Source organism: Streptomyces sp. NPDC046939 (assembly GCF_040644575.1).
Classification (GTDB): Bacteria; Actinomycetota; Actinomycetes; order Streptomycetales; family Streptomycetaceae; genus Streptomyces.
This window is the reverse complement of sequence record NZ_JBEYWV010000034.1, coordinates 43,370-60,402: the sequence shown is the minus strand read 5'-3', so window position 1 is coordinate 60,402 and position 17,033 is coordinate 43,370. Positions and strand designations below refer to the sequence as shown.

At 74.1% G+C, this 17,033-nt stretch carries 3 protein-coding genes; all 3 read right to left on the bottom strand.

Features of this window, described 5'->3' with window-relative positions; genetic code table 11:
• Window positions 1-204: 204 nt before the first annotated feature.
• Window positions 205-990 carry a futalosine hydrolase gene (locus ABZ877_RS31020; RefSeq protein WP_361077844.1) on the bottom strand — a complete coding sequence of 262 codons (786 nt, stop codon included), beginning with the start codon at window positions 988-990 and terminating at the stop codon, window positions 205-207.
• Window positions 987-2,054, bottom strand: a complete 1,068-nt coding sequence (locus tag ABZ877_RS31015) for a glucose-1-phosphate thymidylyltransferase (RefSeq protein ID WP_361077841.1) — start codon at window positions 2,052-2,054, stop codon at window positions 987-989. Before ABZ877_RS31015 ends, ABZ877_RS31020 begins: the two co-directional genes overlap by 4 nt.
• A gap of 95 nt (window positions 2,055-2,149) precedes the next feature.
• Window positions 2,150-17,011, bottom strand: coding sequence for a type I polyketide synthase (locus ABZ877_RS31010; protein ID WP_361077838.1), 14,862 nt, complete (start codon window positions 17,009-17,011; stop codon window positions 2,150-2,152).
• Between the last annotated feature and the right edge of the window lie 22 nt (window positions 17,012-17,033).

Genomic DNA, 17,033 nt, shown 5'->3' with positions numbered 1-17,033 from the left:
CACGGGACCGACGCTCGGCTCCGAGTGCGGTGGGGACAGCATGACCCGGGGGAAGGGGGTGTTTCGGTGGCCGGAGGGGTTCTCTGGGGAAACGCCTGAACTTCGGGGGCGACCGTGGTGCACGGAGGTGTTCACAAGGGCGTTCACGCAGGCCGGGGCGGTGCCCGGAGCCGTTCGCACGCAGCGGGGGCCCGGACTCGCGGGTCAGGTGTAGGGCGGTTGGGCACCCCGGGCGAGGGCGGAGTTGAGCACCGCGAAGGCGTCGCGGAGGGCGGCGAGGGCGTCGGGGACGCGCCAGGCGGCCCGGTCCCGGGGGCCGACGGTGTTGGAGACCGTACGGACCTCGAGGAGGGGGATGCCGTGGAGGGCGGCGGCCTCGGCGGCGCCGAAGCCCTCCATGGCCTCGGCGGCGGCCGCGTGGCGCCGCTGGAGCGCCCTGGCGCGTTCCGCGGTGCCGGTGACGGTGGAGACGGTCAGGACCGGTGCGTGGACGGCGCCGAGGACGCGGGCTACGGCGGCGGACAGGTCGGGCGGGCAGGTGTGCTCGGTGACGCCGAAGCCGAGGCTGTCGACGGAGAGGAAGCCGTCGGGTGTCTCGCAGCCGAGGTCGGCGGCGATGACGCGGTCGGCGACGACGACGGAGCCCACGGCGGCGACCGGTGCGAATCCTCCGGCGATGCCCGCGCAGATCACCAGGTCGTACGGGGCTTCCCGGACGGCGGCCGCGGTGAGCGCGGCGCCGGTGGCGGCGGCCGCGGCGGCGGGGCCCACTCCGCCGGCCAGCAGGTCCGCGGTGAGGGGGCGGCGGCGGACGCCGGACGCCATGCCGAAGGCGTCCCCGCAGGAGACGTTGTCGTGGCCGGTGACGCGCAGCAGTGTGCGGCCGGGCAGGCCGGGCGCGGTGACCGGAGTGGCGGGGCCGAGGCCGTGCGCGACGGCGTCGCGCTCGGTCTCGACGGCCGTGACGACGAGGAGGCGGACGGGGTTCATGAGGAGATCTGGACCTGCCCGTGGTCGCCGATGACGAGACGGTGGGCGGCGGGCAGCCGGGGTGTCAGGGTGACTTTGACGTTGCGGCCGACGAGGGAGCCCGCAACGCGCCTGATGTGGTCGAAGGAGGACTCCCGCAGCACGATGGAGTACTCGATCTCGCTGTGGAGGATGCGGCACTCCTCGGCGACGGAGGTGGACGGGCCGATGTAGGAGTCGGTGACCACGCTGCCCGCTCCGACGATGGCGGGGCCGACGATGCGGGAGCGGCGGACCTCGGCGCCCGCCTCGATGCGGACGCGTCCGATGATCTCGCTCTCCTCGTCGACGAACCCGTCGACGCAGGGCTGGAGCCGTTCCAGGAGGGTGCGGTTGACCTCCAGCATGTCGGTGACGTTGCCGGTGTCCTTCCAGTAGCCGGTGATGACGGTGGAGGACACGTTCATCCCCTGGTCGATCATCCACTGGAGGGCGTCGGTGATCTCGAGTTCGCCGCGGGCGGAGGGCTCGATGGCGGCGACGGCCTCGTGGACGGCGGTGGTGAACAGGTAGACGCCGGCGACGGCGAGGTCGCTGCGCGGACGGCTCGGCTTCTCCTCCAGGTCGATGACGTTGCCGTGGTCGTCGATGACGGCGACGCCGAAGGCCGTGGGGTCGCTGACCCGGGTGAGCAGGACGTGGGCGTCGCGGGGGTCCTTGCGGAAGTCGTCGACGACGTCGCTGATGCCGTCGAGGACGAAGTTGTCGCCGAGGTACATGACGAAGTCGTCGTCGCCGAGGAAGGGCTGGGCGATGAGGACGGCGTGGGCGAGCCCGAGGGGTTCGCTCTGCGGGATGTAGGTGATGTCGAGTCCGAAGGCGGAGCCGTCGCCGACGGCGGCCTTGATCTCCGGGGCGGTGCTGCCGACGATGACGCCGACTTCGGTGATGCCGGCCTCGGCGATGGCTTCGAGGCCGTAGAAGAGGATCGGTTTGCCTGCGACCGGGACCAGTTGTTTGCTGGAGGTGTGGGTGATCGGTCGCAGCCGCGTACCGGATCCCCCCGCGAGCACGAGAGCCTTCATGTTCCATCCAGATCACGGGTGACGGGTGGGGAGTGGTGGCCTTGTGGCCGCCCGGCCGCGACGTCGGGTCGCGGCCGGGACGGCCGGCCTTGCGTTCAGGCCTCGTCGAGGTCGCCCTCGAGGAAGGCGCGCAGTTCGTCGTCGGAGACCTCGTCGGCCTCCGTCAGAGCTGCCGGGGTGTCGGGGAGGTCCTGGGTGCCGTCCAGGCGGTCTAGGAGGCCGCGCAGCCGTGCGCGGAGCTGGTCGTGGAGCGTGTCGTCCACGGTCGCCCCGGCGAACTGGGCTTCGAGCGCGTCGAGTTGGTCGAGGATCGGGGGCGTGGCGGGCCGGTCCGCGGGGGCGATGCGCTCCAGGAGGTGCGCCGCGAGCCGCTCCGGTGTCGGGTAGTCGAACATCAGGGTCGCGGGCAGTCGTACGCCCGCGAGGGCGCCGAGGCGGTTGCGGAGTTCGACGGCGGTGAGGGAGTTGAATCCGCTGTCCAGGAAGCCTCCGTCGGGGTCGAGGGCGTCGGGGCTGTCGTGGCCGATGACGAGAGCCGCTTGGGTGAGTACGGCGGTGAGGACGGCGGAGTGCCGTTCGGCGGGGGCGAGTTCGGCCAGGCGGGTGCGCAGGTCGTTCGCGGTGGGCGCCTGCGAGCCGGTCGGTGCCGGCTCGGCGGCCGGGCGCCGGGTGCGGGCCGGGACCAGGTCGCGGACCAGGTCGGGCACCGTGCCGTCGGAGGCGCGCAGGGCGGCCGGGTCGAGGTCGACGGGCGCGTACCAGGGTTCCGGGGCGCGCAGCGCGGCGTCGAGCAGGGCGAGCGCGTGGCCGGTCTCCATGGGGCGCAGTCCGCTGCGGGCGATGCGGCGCAGGTCGGCGTCGTCGAGCTTGCCGGTCATGCCGCTGCGTTCGGCCCACAGGCCCCAGGCGAGCGACCGGATCCTGCGCCGCGGGGTGTCGTGGCGGGCGGCGAAGGCGTCGAGGAAGGCGTTGGCGGCCGAGTAGTTGGCCTGGCCGACACCGCCGAAGGTGCCTGCCACCGAGGAGAACAGGACGAGTTCGGCGCCGGTGGCGCGGGTGAGTTCTTCGAGGAGGACGGTGGCGTCGGCCTTGGCGCGCAGCACGGTGTCGACGCGTTCGGGCGTCAGGGACTGCACGATGCCGTCGTCGAGGACGCCCGCGGTGTGCACGACGGTGGTCAGCGGACGGTCGGCGGGCACCGTGTCGAGCAGCGCCGTCAGGGCGTCGCGGTCGGCGACGTCGCAGGCGGCGACGGTGACGTGGGCGCCGAGCCCGGTGAGTTCCTCGCGGAGTTCGGGCATCCCGTCGGCTGCCTCGCCGCGCCGCCCGGCGAGGACGAGCGACCGGACGCCGTGGGCGGTGACGAGGTGGCGGGCGATCCGTCGGCCCAGGACGCCACCGGCTCCGGTGACCAGGACGGTGCCGGGGGCGCTCTCCGCCGGGCCGGTGGGTGTGTCCACGGCTTCGGCGCGGGTGAGACGCGGGGTCAGGGCGGCACCGTCGCGCAGGGCGAACTCGCTCTCCTCCAGGACCGGCAGGGCGGCGAGGAGAGCCAGGGAGGCGGCGCTGCCGTCGTGGTCGACGAGGACGAAGCGCCCCGGGTTCTCGGCGCGTGCCGCGCGGACCAGGCCCCATACGGCGGCCTGGGCGGGGTCGGTGCGCGGCGCGTCGTCGGCGCCGGTGGCGACGGCGTTCCGGGTGAGCACCACGAGCCGGGAGCCGGCCAGGGCGTCCTCGGCGAGCCATTCGGTGACGAGGCGCAGGGCGTGCCCGGTGGCGCGGCGGGTGGCGGCGCCGAGGTCGTCGTCCTCGTACGTCTCCGGGACGGCGGCGAACACGGCGTCGGGTACGCCGGTCGCGGCGGTGGCGGTGGCCAGTGCGGCGGGGCCGGTGTGCCGGACGGCGCCGGTGAGCGAGGGTGCCGCGTCGCCGAGGAGGTGCGGGGCGCCCGCCGGGGCCGTGCCGGGCGCGGCGGGTGTCCAGCGGATGCGGTGCAGCGCTCCCCGGCCGGGAACGGCCGGGAGGCTGCTGGTGTCGACGGGGCGCAGTGTCAGGGCGCCGATGGCGGCGACCGGCTGCCCGGCGCCGTCGAGGAGCGTCACCCGGTAGGTGTGCTCCGGCTCCCCCACCGGGGTGAGGCGGACGCGCAGGGCGCTCGGCCCGGCGCGGTCCACGGTGACGTCGGAGAACGTGAACGGGACGACCGTGCCGCCCTCCTGCTCGTCGGCGGTGAGGGCCACCGTGTGCAGGGCCGCGTCGAGCAGGGCGGGGTGGACGCGGAACCGGTCGGTGCCCTGGAGGTGTGCGCCGTCCTCGGGGGCGATCTCCGCGTACACGGTGTCGCCGTCGCGCCAGGCGGCGCGCAGTCCGCGGAAGGCGGGGCCGTAGGCGAAGCCTCCGGCGGCGATGCGCTCGTACAGCCCGCTCACCGGCACCTCGGTCGCGCCCGGCGGCGGCCACGCGGCGGGAAGGGACTCGGACGCCGTGTCGGCGGGGTTGTCGCTGAGGGTGCCCTCGGCGTGCCGGGTCCAGGCGCCGGAGGCGTCGGCGGGCCGGGAGTGCACGGTGAGGGTGCGGTCGCCGTTGTCGTCGGCGGCGCCGACGGCGACCTGGAGCCGGACGGCGCCGTTCTCGGGCAGGACGAGCGGTGTCCGCAGGGTCAGGTCCGCGACGCGGGCGGCTCCGGTGTGGGCGCACGCCTCCATGGCGAGGTCGAGGAAGGCGGTGCCGGGGAAGAGGATGCGCCCGTCGAGTGCGTGGTCGGCGAGCCAGGGCCTGCCGTCGACGGAGACGGTGCCGGTCAGGACGGTCCCGGAGCTGTCGGCGAGCGGGACGGCCGCCGTCAGCAGGGGGTGGTGCACGGCGTCGAGGTCGTCGCGGCCGGTGTCGGGCCCTGTCGCCTCCAGCCAGTAGCCGCGCCGCTGGAAGGGGTAGGTCGGCAGGTCGGTGCGGCGGGCGCCGGTGGGGGCGAACCAGGCGTCCCAGTCGACGCGGTGACCGTGGCTGTGCAGCCGCGCGAGGGCGGAGGTCAGGGAGGTCTCCTCCTCGGTGTCGCGGCGCAGGGTCGGCACGAGGGTGGCGTCGCCGTCGACGCAGTCACCGGCCAGGGCCGTCAGGACGCCGCCGGGCCCGATCTCGACGTACGTGGTGACGCCCTGCTCCTCCAGGGCGCGGATGCCGTCGTGGAAGCGGACGCCGTCACGGACCTGGCGCACCCAGTAGCCGCCGTCGAACGGTTCGCCGGCGGTGACGGGGCGGCCGGTGACGGTGGAGACGACCGGCAGCGCGGCCTCGCCGTGCTGGAGTCGGCCCGTGTGGGCGGCGAACGCGTCGAGCATGGCGTCCATGTGGTGCGAGTGGAAGGCGTGGCTGACGTTGAGGCGGTGCGTCTTGCGTCCCTGGGCGGCCAGTTCGGCGGCGACGGCGGCGACCGCGTCCTCGTCGCCGGACAGGACGGTGGCCTGCGGACTGTTCAACGCGGCCACGGCCACCCGGCCCTCGTGCGCGGCGAGCAGCGGGGTCACCTCGTCCTCACCGGCCTGTACGGAGATCATGGCGCCGCCCGCCGGAAGCTCACCCATGAGGCGGCCGCGTACGGCGACGAGCGCGCAGGCGTCCTCCAGGGTGAGCACACCCGCGACATGCGCGGCGGCGATCTCACCGACGGAGTGCCCGAGCAGCGCGTCGGGCCGCACGCCCAGGCTCTCCAGAAGCCGGAAGAGGGCGACCTGGATGGCGAAGAGCCCGGCCTGCGTGTAGGCGGTGCGGTCGAGGAGGGCGGCCTCCTCGGTGTCCGGATCGGCGAACAGGACGTCGCGCAACGGCACTTCGAGGTGGGCGTCCAGGTGGGCGCAGACCTCGTCGAGGGCGTCGGCGAAGACCTCGTAGCGCTCGTACAGGACGCGCCCCGTACCGGCCTGCTGGGCGCCCTGTCCGGAGAACAGGAACGCCACCTTGCCGCCGCGCGCCCGGTCCGTGGTGAGCAGCGGGTGCTCGCGGCCGTCGGCGAGGGCGGTGAGCGCGTCGGTCAGGCCGTCCGTCCCGTCGGTGACGACGGCCGCCCGGTCCTCGTGGTGGGCGCGGGTGGTGGCCAGCGACAGGGCGATGTCGGCGGGGGCGGTGTCGGGGTGGCCGGCGAGGTGGTCGAGGAGGCGCCGGGCCTGGGCGCGCAGCGCGGCGGTGCCTCGGGCGGAGAGCAGCCAGGGCAGGACGCGCGGGGTGCGGGCGACCGGCCGGGCCGGCTCCACGGCGGCGGGGGCGTCCGGCTCCTGGAGGATGACGTGCGCGTTGGTGCCGGACACGCCGAACGAGGAGACGCCCGCGCGGCGCGGGGTGTCGCCCGGCTCCCAGCGCTGCTCCTCCCGCAGCAGCCGGACGGCCCCGGAGGACCAGTCGATGTGCGGGGACGGCCGGTCGGCGTGGAGGGTGCGCGGCAGGACGCCCTGACGCATCGCCATCACCATCTTGATGACGCCCGCGACGCCCGAAGCGGCCTGGGTGTGACCGATGTTGGACTTCAGCGCGCCGAGCCACAGGGGCCGGTCGGCGGGCCGGTCCTGGCCGTACGTGGCGAGGAGCGCCTGAGCCTCGATGGGGTCACCGAGGCTCGTGCCGGTGCCGTGCGCCTCGACGGCGTCGACGTCCTGCGGCGAGAGCCCGGCAGAGGCGAGGGCCTGCCGGATGACGCGCTGCTGTGCGGGGCCGCTGGGCGCGGTGAGCCCGTTGGAGGCGCCGTCCTGGTTGACGGCGGAACCGGCGACCATGGCCAGGACGGGGTGGCCGTTGCGGCGGGCGTCGGACAGCCGCTCAAGGAGAAGCAGGCCCACGCCTTCGGCCCAGCCCGCCCCGTCGGCGTCCGCGCCGAACGCCTTGCAGCGGCCGTCGGGCGACAGGGCCCGCTGCCGGCTGAACTCGACGAAGGTGTCCGGCGTCGAGATGACGGTGACACCACCGGCCAGGGCGAGTTCGCACTCCCCCGACCGCAGGGCCTGCACGGCGAGGTGCATGGCTACGAGGGAGGAGGAGCAGGCCGTGTCGACGGTGACCGCGGGCCCTTCCAGGCCGAAGGTGTAGGCGATCCGGCCGGAGGCGACGCTACTCGCGCTGCCGGTGGCGAGGTAACCCTCCAACTCCTCGGGAGCGCGGCGGGCCCGGCTGCCGTAGTCGTTGTAGTTCGAGCCGACGAACACGCCCGCGCGGGCGCCGCGCAGCCGGTCCGGGTCGATCCCGGTGCGCTCGAACGCCTCCCAGGACGTCTCGAGCAGGAGCCGGTGCTGCGGGTCGATGGCGACGGCCTCACGCGGGGCGATGCCGAAGAAGCCCGGGTCGAACTGGTCGGCGTCGTGCAGGAACCCGCCGTGCCGCGCGTACGAGTGCCCGACGCGCTCGGGGTCCGGGTCGTACAGGTTCTCCACGTCCCAGCCCCGGTCGGCGGGGAAGGGGGTGATGGCGTCGGTGCCGTCGGCGACGAGCCGCCACAGCTCCTCCGGCGAGGTCACCCCGCCGGGGAAGCGGCACCCCATGCCGACGATGACGACCGGATCGTCGTCCACGGCGGCCGTGGGCAACTGCGGCAGGGCGTCACCGGCCGTGTCCGCACCGAACAGCTCAGTGTCCAGATGGGCGGCGAGCGCACTCGCGGAAGGGTGGTCGAAGGCGAGCGTGACGGGCAGCCGCAACCCGGTGGCCTCGGCGAACCGGTTGCGCAGCTCGACGGCGGTCAGCGAGTCGAACCCGAGGTCGCGGAAGGCCCGCCCGTCGGGGACGGCGTCGGCGTCGGCATGGCCGAGCACCGCGGCGGCCTGGGCCCTGACCTCGGCGAGCAGCGCGGCACGGCGCTCGGCGGCGGACAGTCCGGCGAGGCGTCGTACGAGCGGCGGCCCGTCGACGACGTCGCTCTCCTTCTTCGCACCACTGTCGGCCTCGACGGCGCGGCGCGCCTCGGGCAGCTCCCGCAGCGCGGCGAACGCGCGGGCGGTGATGAGCTTCCAGTCGACGTCGGCGACGATCAGGAACTCCTCGTCCTCGTCGAGCGCCCGCTGCAGCGAGGCGATGGCCAGCTCGGGGTCCATCGGCGGCACGCCGTCGCGGCGCAGCCGCTCCGCGACCTCCTCCCCGACCATGCCGCCCCCGGCCCAGGTGCCCCAGCCGACGGAGGTGGCGGGCAAGCCCTCGGCCCGGCGGCGCGCGGCCAGGGCGTCGAGGAAGGCGTTGGCGGCGGCGTAGCTGCCCTGGCCCGGCCCGCCGAGCGTGCCGGCCATGGACGAGAACAGCACGAACGCGTCGAGGTCGAGGTGGCGGGTGGCGGCGTCGAGGGCGAGCGCGGCGTCGGCCTTGGGCCGGATGACGCCGTGCGCGCGCTGCGGGGTCAGCGTGTCGATGACACCGTCGTCGATGACGCCCGCCGTGTGCACGACGGCGGTCAGCGTCCCACCGCCGGGCAGCTCGTCGACGAGCCGCCGCACGGCCTCGGCGTCGGCGACGTCACAGGCGACGACGGTCGCGGGAACCCCCAACTCGGCAAGCTCCGCCACGAGTTCATCGGCGCCGGGAGCGTCGGGACCGCGCCGGGAGGCGAGCACCAGGTGTTCGGCGCCGCCGCGGGCGAGCCAGCGGGCGACGTGCCGGCCGAGTCCGCCGGTGCCTCCGGTGACGAGGACCGTGCCCGAAGGCCGCCATGCGCCGTCGGGCCGGGGGCCCTGACCGGCCCTGACAAGCCGACGGGAGAACAGCCCCGAGGGACGCACCGCGAGGTGGTCCTCCTCCAGCACCCCCGACAGCGCGGTGACCAGCCGCCGCGCGGCGCGAGCGTCGAGCGTCTCGGGCAGGTCGATCAGACCGCCCCAGCGCTGCGGGTACTCCAGGGCCGCGATCCGGCCCAGGCCCCAGCTCATCGCCTGCAGCGGGGTACGCAGCGCGTCGCCGCGGTGCACGGACACGGCACCACGGGTCGCACACCAGACGGGCCCGTCGACCCGTACGTCACCGAGCGCCTGGAGCAGCGCGGTGGTCAGGACGAGCCCGGTGGGCATCGCCCCTTCGGCGGACCAGGGCGACTCGTCCAGGGCGAGCAGCGAGAGCACGCCACCGATCTCGACGCCGTCGACGCCCTGGCTCACCAGCTCTGCCATGCGTTCGCGTTCGGCGGCGTCGCGGTCGACGGCCAGGAGCACGGCCCCGGCCGACCTCGCGTCAACCACCTCGTGGACCTGCCGCACCAACGGGTCGTCCTCGTACCCGGCGGGTACGACGACGAGCCAGGTGGCGGAGAGGTCGTCGACGCGGGCGGACCGGTCCGTGCGGGGCTGCCAGGCGACGCGGTAGCGCCAGCCGTCGAGCGTGGAGCGGTTGATCCGCTCACGCCGCCAGGAGGACAGCGCGGGCACGAGCTGGGCGAGGGGGCGCACGTCCTCGATGCCCAGGCTCTCGGCGAGCGAGTCCACGTCCTGGTTGTCCACGCTGGCCCAGAACCCGTCGTCGACCGGGTCGAAGCCGCCGGGAACCACGTCGTCGGCGCCGCCCTGCCGAACGACCGGCTCCAGCCAGTAGTGGCTGCGCTGGAAGGCGTACGTGGGCAACTCGACCCGGCGCGGCGACCGGCCCTCGAAGACGGACGACCAGTCGACGGTGAGCCCCTTCGCCCAGGCCTCACCGAGGGAGAGGTAGAAGCGGTCGAGGCCACCCTCGCCGCGTCGCAGGGAGCCGACGACCGGGGCGTCCGACCCGGCCGCCTCGACGGTCTCCGCGACCGGGACGGTCAGCACCGGATGCGGACTCATCTCCAGGAACGCGCCGTGGCCTTCGGCGAGCAGCTTCGTGACGGCGGGCGCGAGTTGGACGGTCTGGCGCAGGTTGCGGTACCAGTACCGGCCGTCCGTCTGCCCCGGCTCGACCCACTCCCCCGTCACTGTCGACAGGAACGGGACCGACGACTCCAAGGCCGTGACGGGGCTCAGCAGTTCAGCCAGCTCGGTTTCGATGGCCTCCACATGAGCCGAGTGCGAGGCGTAGTCCACTTCGATCCGACGTACGCGGATGCCCTGGCCGTCCGCGTACGCGACCAGCTCGTCCAACGCGTCGGCATCACCCGAGACGACAGTCGACGTCGGCCCATTGACGGCGGCCACGGACACCCGGCCCGGCCAACGCCCGGCCAGCTCCTCAGCCCCTTCCGCAGGCAACGCAACCGACACCATGCCCCCACGCCCGGCCAGAGAGGTGATCGCCCGCGACCGCAATGCCACCACCCGCGCACCGTCACGCACACTCAACGCACCCGCCACCACAGCAGCCGCAATCTCACCTTGCGAGTGACCGACGACAGCGGCGGGCTTCACACCGAACGACTCCCACAGCGCGGCCAGCGACACCATCACCGCCCACAACACCGGCTGTACGACATCCACCCGGTCGAAGCCGGGCGCGCCCTCCACCCCCCGCACCACATCGACAAGTGACCAGTCCACGAACTCGTCCAGCGCGGCGGCGCACTCCGCGAACCGTTCCGCGAACACCGGCGACGAGTCGAGCAGCTCCACCGCCATCCCGATCCACTGCGCGCCCTGTCCCGGGAACACGAAGACGGGTCGTACGGTCTCGCCGTTGTGCGGGGCGGTGCCTCGGGCGAAGGGCGTGTCGGTGGTGCGGGTGGCCAGGGCGCGGAGGCCGTCGAGGAGGGTGGTGCGGTCGGTGCCGACGACGACGGCTCGCTCCTCCAGTGCGGCGCGGCCGGTCAGGAGGGTGTGCGCGACGTCGAGCGGGTCGGTGTCCGCGTCCTCCAACCGGGCCAGCAGTCGCACGGCCTGGTCGCGCAGGGCGGCCTGGGAGCGGGCGGAGACCAGCCAGGGCACGGTCACGGGGTTCTGGTCGGCGGGTGCCGGTGCCGTTTCCTCGGTGGGCTCGGGCTCTTCGAGGATGACGTGGGCGTTGGTGCCGCTGACGCCGAAGGAGGAGACGCCGGCGCGGCGCGGCCGGTCGCCGTCGCGCTCCCAGGGGCGTGGATCGGTGAGGACCCGGACCTGGCCGGCGGACCAGTCGACGAACGGGGTGATCTCGTCCGCGTGGAGGGACTTGGGCAGCGTGCCATGGCGCATGGCCTGCACCATCTTGATGATCCCGGCCATGCCGGAGGCGGCCTGCGTGTGCCCGATGTTGGACTTCACCGAACCCAGCCACAACGGTCGTTCGGCGTCGCGCTCCTGGCCGTAGGTGGCCAGCAGTGCCTGGGCCTCGATCGGGTCGCCGAGCTTCGTGCCCGTGCCGTGGGCCTCGACCGCGTCCACGTCCGTGGCCGACAGGCCCGCGTCCGCCAGCGCGGCGCGGATGACGCGCTGCTGGGAGAGACCGTTGGGGGCGGTGAGGCCGTTCGACGCGCCGTCCTGGTTGATGGCGGAGCCGCGGACGACGGCGAGGATCTGGTGGCCGTTGGCCCGGGCGTCCGACAGGCGCTCCAGGAGCAGGACGCCGACGCCCTCGGCCATGCCCATGCCGTCGGCGCCCGCGCCGAACGCCTTGCAGCGGCCGTCCACGGCGAGGCCGCGCTGGCGGCTGAAGCCGACCAGGCCGATGGGCTCGCCCATGACGGCGGCGCCGCCGGTCAGCGCGAGGGAGCATTCGCCGGAGCGCAGGGAGCGCATGGCCACGTGCATGGCGACGAGTGCGGAGGAGCACCCGGTGTCCATGGTCACGGCCGGGCCTTCGAGACCGAGGGTGTAGGAGATCCGGCCGGACGCGATGCTGGTGACGGTGCCGGTGATCAGGTGGCCTTCAAGGCCCTCGGGGGCTTCGCCCGATGCTCCGTAGCCCTGGTGGGAGACGCCGACGAAGACGCCGGTGTCGCTGCCGCGCAGGCTGTCAGGCGCGATGCCCGCCCGTTCCAGGGTCTCCCAGGCGGTTTCGAGGAGGAGGCGCTGCTGCGGGTCCATCGCGGTGGCCTCGCGCGGCGAGATGCCGAAGAAGGCGGCGTCGAACTCGCCCGCGTCGTGCAGGAACCCGCCGTCGCGTGCGTACGTGGTGCCCGCCCGGTCGGGATCGGGGTCGTACAGGTCCTCCACGTTCCAGCCCCGGTCGGCCGGGAGCGGGGATATCGCGTCCGTCCCGTCGAGGACGAGCCGCCAGAAGTCCTCGGGCGTGTTGGCTCCGCCGGGGAAGCGGCAGCCCATGGAGACGATCGCGATCGGCTCGTCCTCGTGGGCGGGCCGGGCCGCCGGTACGGCGGGGAGCGCGGCGGGCTGCTCGTCGGCGCTGTCGTCGATGAGCAGCCCGCGCAGGTGGCGTACGAGGTCGCGGACGTTGGGGTGGTCGAAGACGACGGTGGCGGGCAGCGCGAGGCCGGTCGCCTCGTTGAGGCGGTTGCGCAGTTCGACGGCGGTGAGGGAGTCGAAGCCGAGTTCGCGGAAGGCGCGGGTGGCGGCGACCTCGTTGCCGTCGGTGTAGCCGAGGACGGCGGCGACCTGGGCGCGGACCACGTCGGTGAGGGCCCGTTCGCGTTCGGCGGCGGGCAGGGCGGCGAGCTGTGCGCGCAGTCCGCCGCGCCGGTCGGCGGCGCGGTCGTCCACGGCGTCGTCGGCCTTCATCGCCGCGGCGACCTCGGGCACCTCGTGGAGCAGCGGCCGGGGGTGCGCCGCCGTGAAGACGGGGACGAACCGCTCCCAGTCGATGTCGGCGACGGCGAGGAACGTCTCGTCGTGGTCGAGCGCCTGCTGAAGCCCCGCGACGGCGAGGTCGGCGTCCATGAACGGGATGCCGCGCCAGCGCAGTTGCTCGCGTACGACGTTGACGGCCATGCCGCCGCCCTCGGGGCTCCAGATGCCCCACGCCAGGGAGGTGCCGGTCAGGCCGCGGGCCCTGCGGTTCTCGGCGAGGGCGTCGACGTAGGCGTTGGAGGCGGAGTAGGCGCCGTGGTCACCGCTGCCCCACGTGCCGGCCACGGACGAGTAGAGCACGAAGGCGTCGAGCCGGTCGTGGTCGAAGAGGGCGTCGAGGTTCGCGGCGCCGAGGAGCTTCGCGCGGGCGCCCTCGGCGAAGAAGTCGAGGTCGGTGTCGGCGAGCGGGGCGAGCATGCCGACGCCCGCGGTGTGGACGACGGTACGGATGGCGGGCCCGTCGGCCTCGACCTGCTCGACGAGGCGGCACAGCGCATCCCGGTCCGCGACGTCGCAGGCGGCGATCGTGACCCGGCAGCCGAGTTCGGTCAGCTCCCGCTCCAGCTCGGCCGCGCCGGGCGCGTCGGGACCGTGCCTGCTGGTCAGTACCAGATGCTCGGCGCCGTTGCGGGCGAGCAGCCGGGCAGTGTGGGCGCCGAGACCCCCGGTGCCGCCCGTGACGAGCGCGGCTCCGCTGGTGCGCCAGGTGCGCGGGGCGCCCCGGCCGGCGAGCGGCGCGCGGACGAGGCGGCGCATGTACGCGTCCCGCCCGCGCAGGGCGACCTGGTCCTCGTCTCCCCGGGCGGCGAGGAGGGCGACCAGTCCGTGCGCGCTGTCGTCGTCCACATCGGCGGGGAGGTCGATCAATCCGCCCCAGCGGCGCGGCTGTTCGAGGGCGACGACGCGGCCCAGGCCCCACAGGGCGCCCTGGACCGGGTGGTCGACGGTGTCGCCCCCGGCGCCGGTGGCGACGGCCCCGCTGGTCAGGAACCACATCTTGGCGTCGATGCCGGCGTCGAGCAGGCCCTGCACGAGCAGCAGCGAGGACACCATGGCCGCCGTCGCGCCAGGATGCTCGGGCGCGGGGCGCTCGTCGAGGGCGAGCAGCGAGACGACGCCCCGTACGGAGTCGGCCCCGGTCTGGGCGACGGCGGCGGTGAGTCGGGCGGCGATCTGCGCGCGGTCGAGGTCGTCGGCGGCGACGACAAGGGTGACGACGGTCGCCCCGGCCCGGCCCATCGCCCCGGCGACACCGCTGACCAGCGACGATCCCAGCTCGTCCGCGGGCACGACGAGCAGCCAGGTGCCGTCGAGCCTGTCGCTCTCGGGCAGTCGGTACGGCCGCCACACCACCTTGTAGCGCCAGGTGTCCAGCCGGGTGCGGTCCCGCCGCCCCCGGTGCCATGCGGAGAGCGCGGGAACGAGATCGCCGAGCCCGTCGGTCGCTTCGAGCCCGAGCGTGCCGGCGAGCGCCTCCAGGTCGTTCTCCTCGACACTGCGCCAGAACTGCTCCTCGGCGGGGTCCGCACTGACCTGCGTCTTGGGCAGGTCGAGCCAGTACCGGCTGCGCTGGAACGCGTACGTCGGCAGATCGACCCGGCGCGGCGACAGCTCCTTGAAGACGGACGACCAGTCGACGGCGAGCCCCTTCGCCCAGGCTTCACCGAGGGAAAGGTAGAAGCGGTCGAGTCCGCCCTCGCCGCGCCGCAGGGACCCGACGACCGGGGCGTCCGAACCGGCCGCCTCCACGGTCTCGGCGACCGGGACGGTCAGCACCGGATGCGGGCTCATCTCCAGGAAGGCGCCGTGGCCTTCGGCGACCAGGGTGGAGATGGCGGGGGCGAGCTGCACGGTCTGGCGCAGGTTGCGGTACCAGTACCGGCCGTCCGTAACAGCGGAGTCGATCCACTCCCCCGTCACCGTGGACAGGAACGGGACCGACGGCTCCAAGGCCGTGACGGGGTTCAGCAGCTCAGCCAGCTCGGCCTCGATGGCCTCCACATGAGCCGAGTGCGAGGCGTAGTCCACTTCGATCCGACGTACGCGGATGCCCTGGCCGTCCGCGTACGCGACCAGCTCATCGAGCGCGTCGGCATCACCCGAGACGACAGTCGACGTCGGCCCATTGACGGCGGCCACGGACACCCGGCCCGGCCAACGCCCGGCCAGCTCCTCAGCCCCTTCCGCAGGCAACGCAACCGACACCATGCCCCCGCGACCGGCAAGCGAGGTGATCGCCCGCGACCGCAACGCCACCACCCGCGCACCGTCACGCACACTCAACGCACCCGCCACCACAGCAGCCGCGATCTCGCCTTGGGAATGGCCGACGACCGCAGCGGGCCGCACACCGAACGACTCCCACAGCGCGGCCAGCGACACCATCACGGCCCACAACACCGGCTGCACCACATCCACCCGGTCCAACCCAGGCGCACCCTCCACCCCCCGCACCACATCAACCAACGACCACTCCACGAACTCGCCCAGCGCGGTGGCACACTCCGCGAACCGTTCCGCGAACACCGGCGACGAGTCGAGCAGCTCCACCGCCATCCCGACCCACTGCGCCCCCTGCCCGGGGAACACGAAGACGGGGTCCAGACGCTCGCTCTCCGCGAGGCCGCGTGCGGCGGTCGCGGGGTGTTCGCCTCGGGACAGGGCGTGGAGGGAGGTGAGGAGGGCGGAGCGGTCGGTGCCGACGAGGACGGCTCGCTCCTCCAGTGCGGCGCGGCCGGTGGCGAGGGTGTGGGCGACGTCCACGGCGGACAGGTCGGCGGACTCGACGCGCTCGGCCAGCCGTCGGGCCTGCTCCCGCAGGGCGGCTTCCGAGCGGGCCGACAGGAGCCAGGGCAGTACGACGTCGGCTGTCCCGGTCTCCTCGACGGGCGTTGCCTCGTCCTCGGCGGGTTCGGGGGCGGGCGCCTCCTCCAGGACGACGTGGGCGTTGGTGCCGCTGCCGCCGAACGAGGAGACGCCCGCGCGGCGCGGCCGTCCGGTCTCGGGCCAGTCGACGGCCTCGGTGAGCAGGCGCAGGGTGCCGGAGGACCAGTCGACGTGCGGTGTGGCCTCGTCGGCGTGGAGCGACTTGGGGGCCACGCCGTGCCGGAGCGACTCGACCATCTTGATGACGCCGGCGACGCCGGAAGCGGCCTGGGTGTGGCCGATGTTGGACTTGAGGGAGCCGATCCACAGCGGGGTGTCGGCGTCGCGTTCCTGCCCGTACGTGGCGAGCAGCGCCTGGGCCTCGATGGGGTCGCCGAGCTTCGTGCCCGTGCCGTGGGCCTCGACGACGTCGACGTCCGCGGCCGTAAGGCCCGCGTCGGACAGGGCCGCGCGGATGACGCGCTGCTGGGAGGGTCCGTTCGGCGCGGTGAGGCCGTTCGACGCGCCGTCCTGGTTGATCGCCGAGCCCCGGATGACCGCGAGGACCTGGTGACCGTTGGCCCGCGCGTCCGACAGGCGCTCCAGGAGCAGGACGCCCACGCCCTCGCCCCAGCCGGTGCCGTCGGCGTCGGCGGCGAAGGGCTTGCAGCGGCCGTCGGCGGCGAGTCCGCGCTGGCGGCTGAACTCGATGAAGTTGCGCATGCTGGCCATGACGGTGACACCGCCCGCGACGGCCATGGAGCACTCGCCGGACCGCAGGGCCCGTACCGCGAGGTGGAGGGCGACCAGCGACGAGGAGCACATGGTGTCGAGGCTGACGGCGGGGCCCTCGAAGCCGAAGGTGTAGGCGATGCGGCCGGAGAGGACGGCGGCGGACCCGCCGGTCAGCAGGTGTCCTTCGATGCCCTCGGGGGCGCGGGTGCCGTCGGGAGCGTAGCCCTGGTTGCTGGCGCCGACGAAGACGCCGGTGGAGCTGCCCCGCAGGGCGGTCGGGTCGATGCCGGCGCGTTCGAACGCCTCCCAGGTGGTCTCCAGGAGGAGCCGCTGCTGCGGGTCCATCGCGGTCGCCTCGCGCGGCGAGATCTCGAAGAAGCCCGCGTCGAACTCGGCCGCGTCGTGGAGGAAGGCGCCCTGGCGGACGTAGCTGGTGCCGACGCGCTCGGGGTCGGGGTCGTACAGCGCGTCGATGTCCCAGCCACGGTCGGACGGCAGGTCCGAGACGGTGTCGACGCCGTCGGCGACGAGCTGCCACAGGTCCTCGGGGGTGCGCACTCCGCCGGGCATGTGGCAGGCGGTGGCCACGATGGCGACGGGCTCGTGCGCCCGCGTCTCCAGGTCGCTCAGCTTGCGGCGGGTCTGCCGCAGGTCCGTGGTGACGCGCTTGAGGTAGTCCCGCAGCTTGTCCTCGGTGTTGTCCGTGTTGGCCATGCCAGTCAGCCCTTCGAGAATC

What these genes read in the sequence shown, in the direction of transcription:
- ABZ877_RS31020 (WP_361077844.1), bottom strand. Translation starts at nt 990, where the DNA reads ATGAACCCCGTCCGCCTCCTCGTCGTCACGGCCGTCGAGACCGAGCGC.
- ABZ877_RS31015 (WP_361077841.1), bottom strand. Translation starts at nt 2,054, where the DNA reads ATGAAGGCTCTCGTGCTCGCGGGGGGATCCGGTACGCGGCTGCGACCG.
- ABZ877_RS31010 (WP_361077838.1), bottom strand. Translation starts at nt 17,011, where the DNA reads ATGGCCAACACGGACAACACCGAGGACAAGCTGCGGGACTACCTCAAG.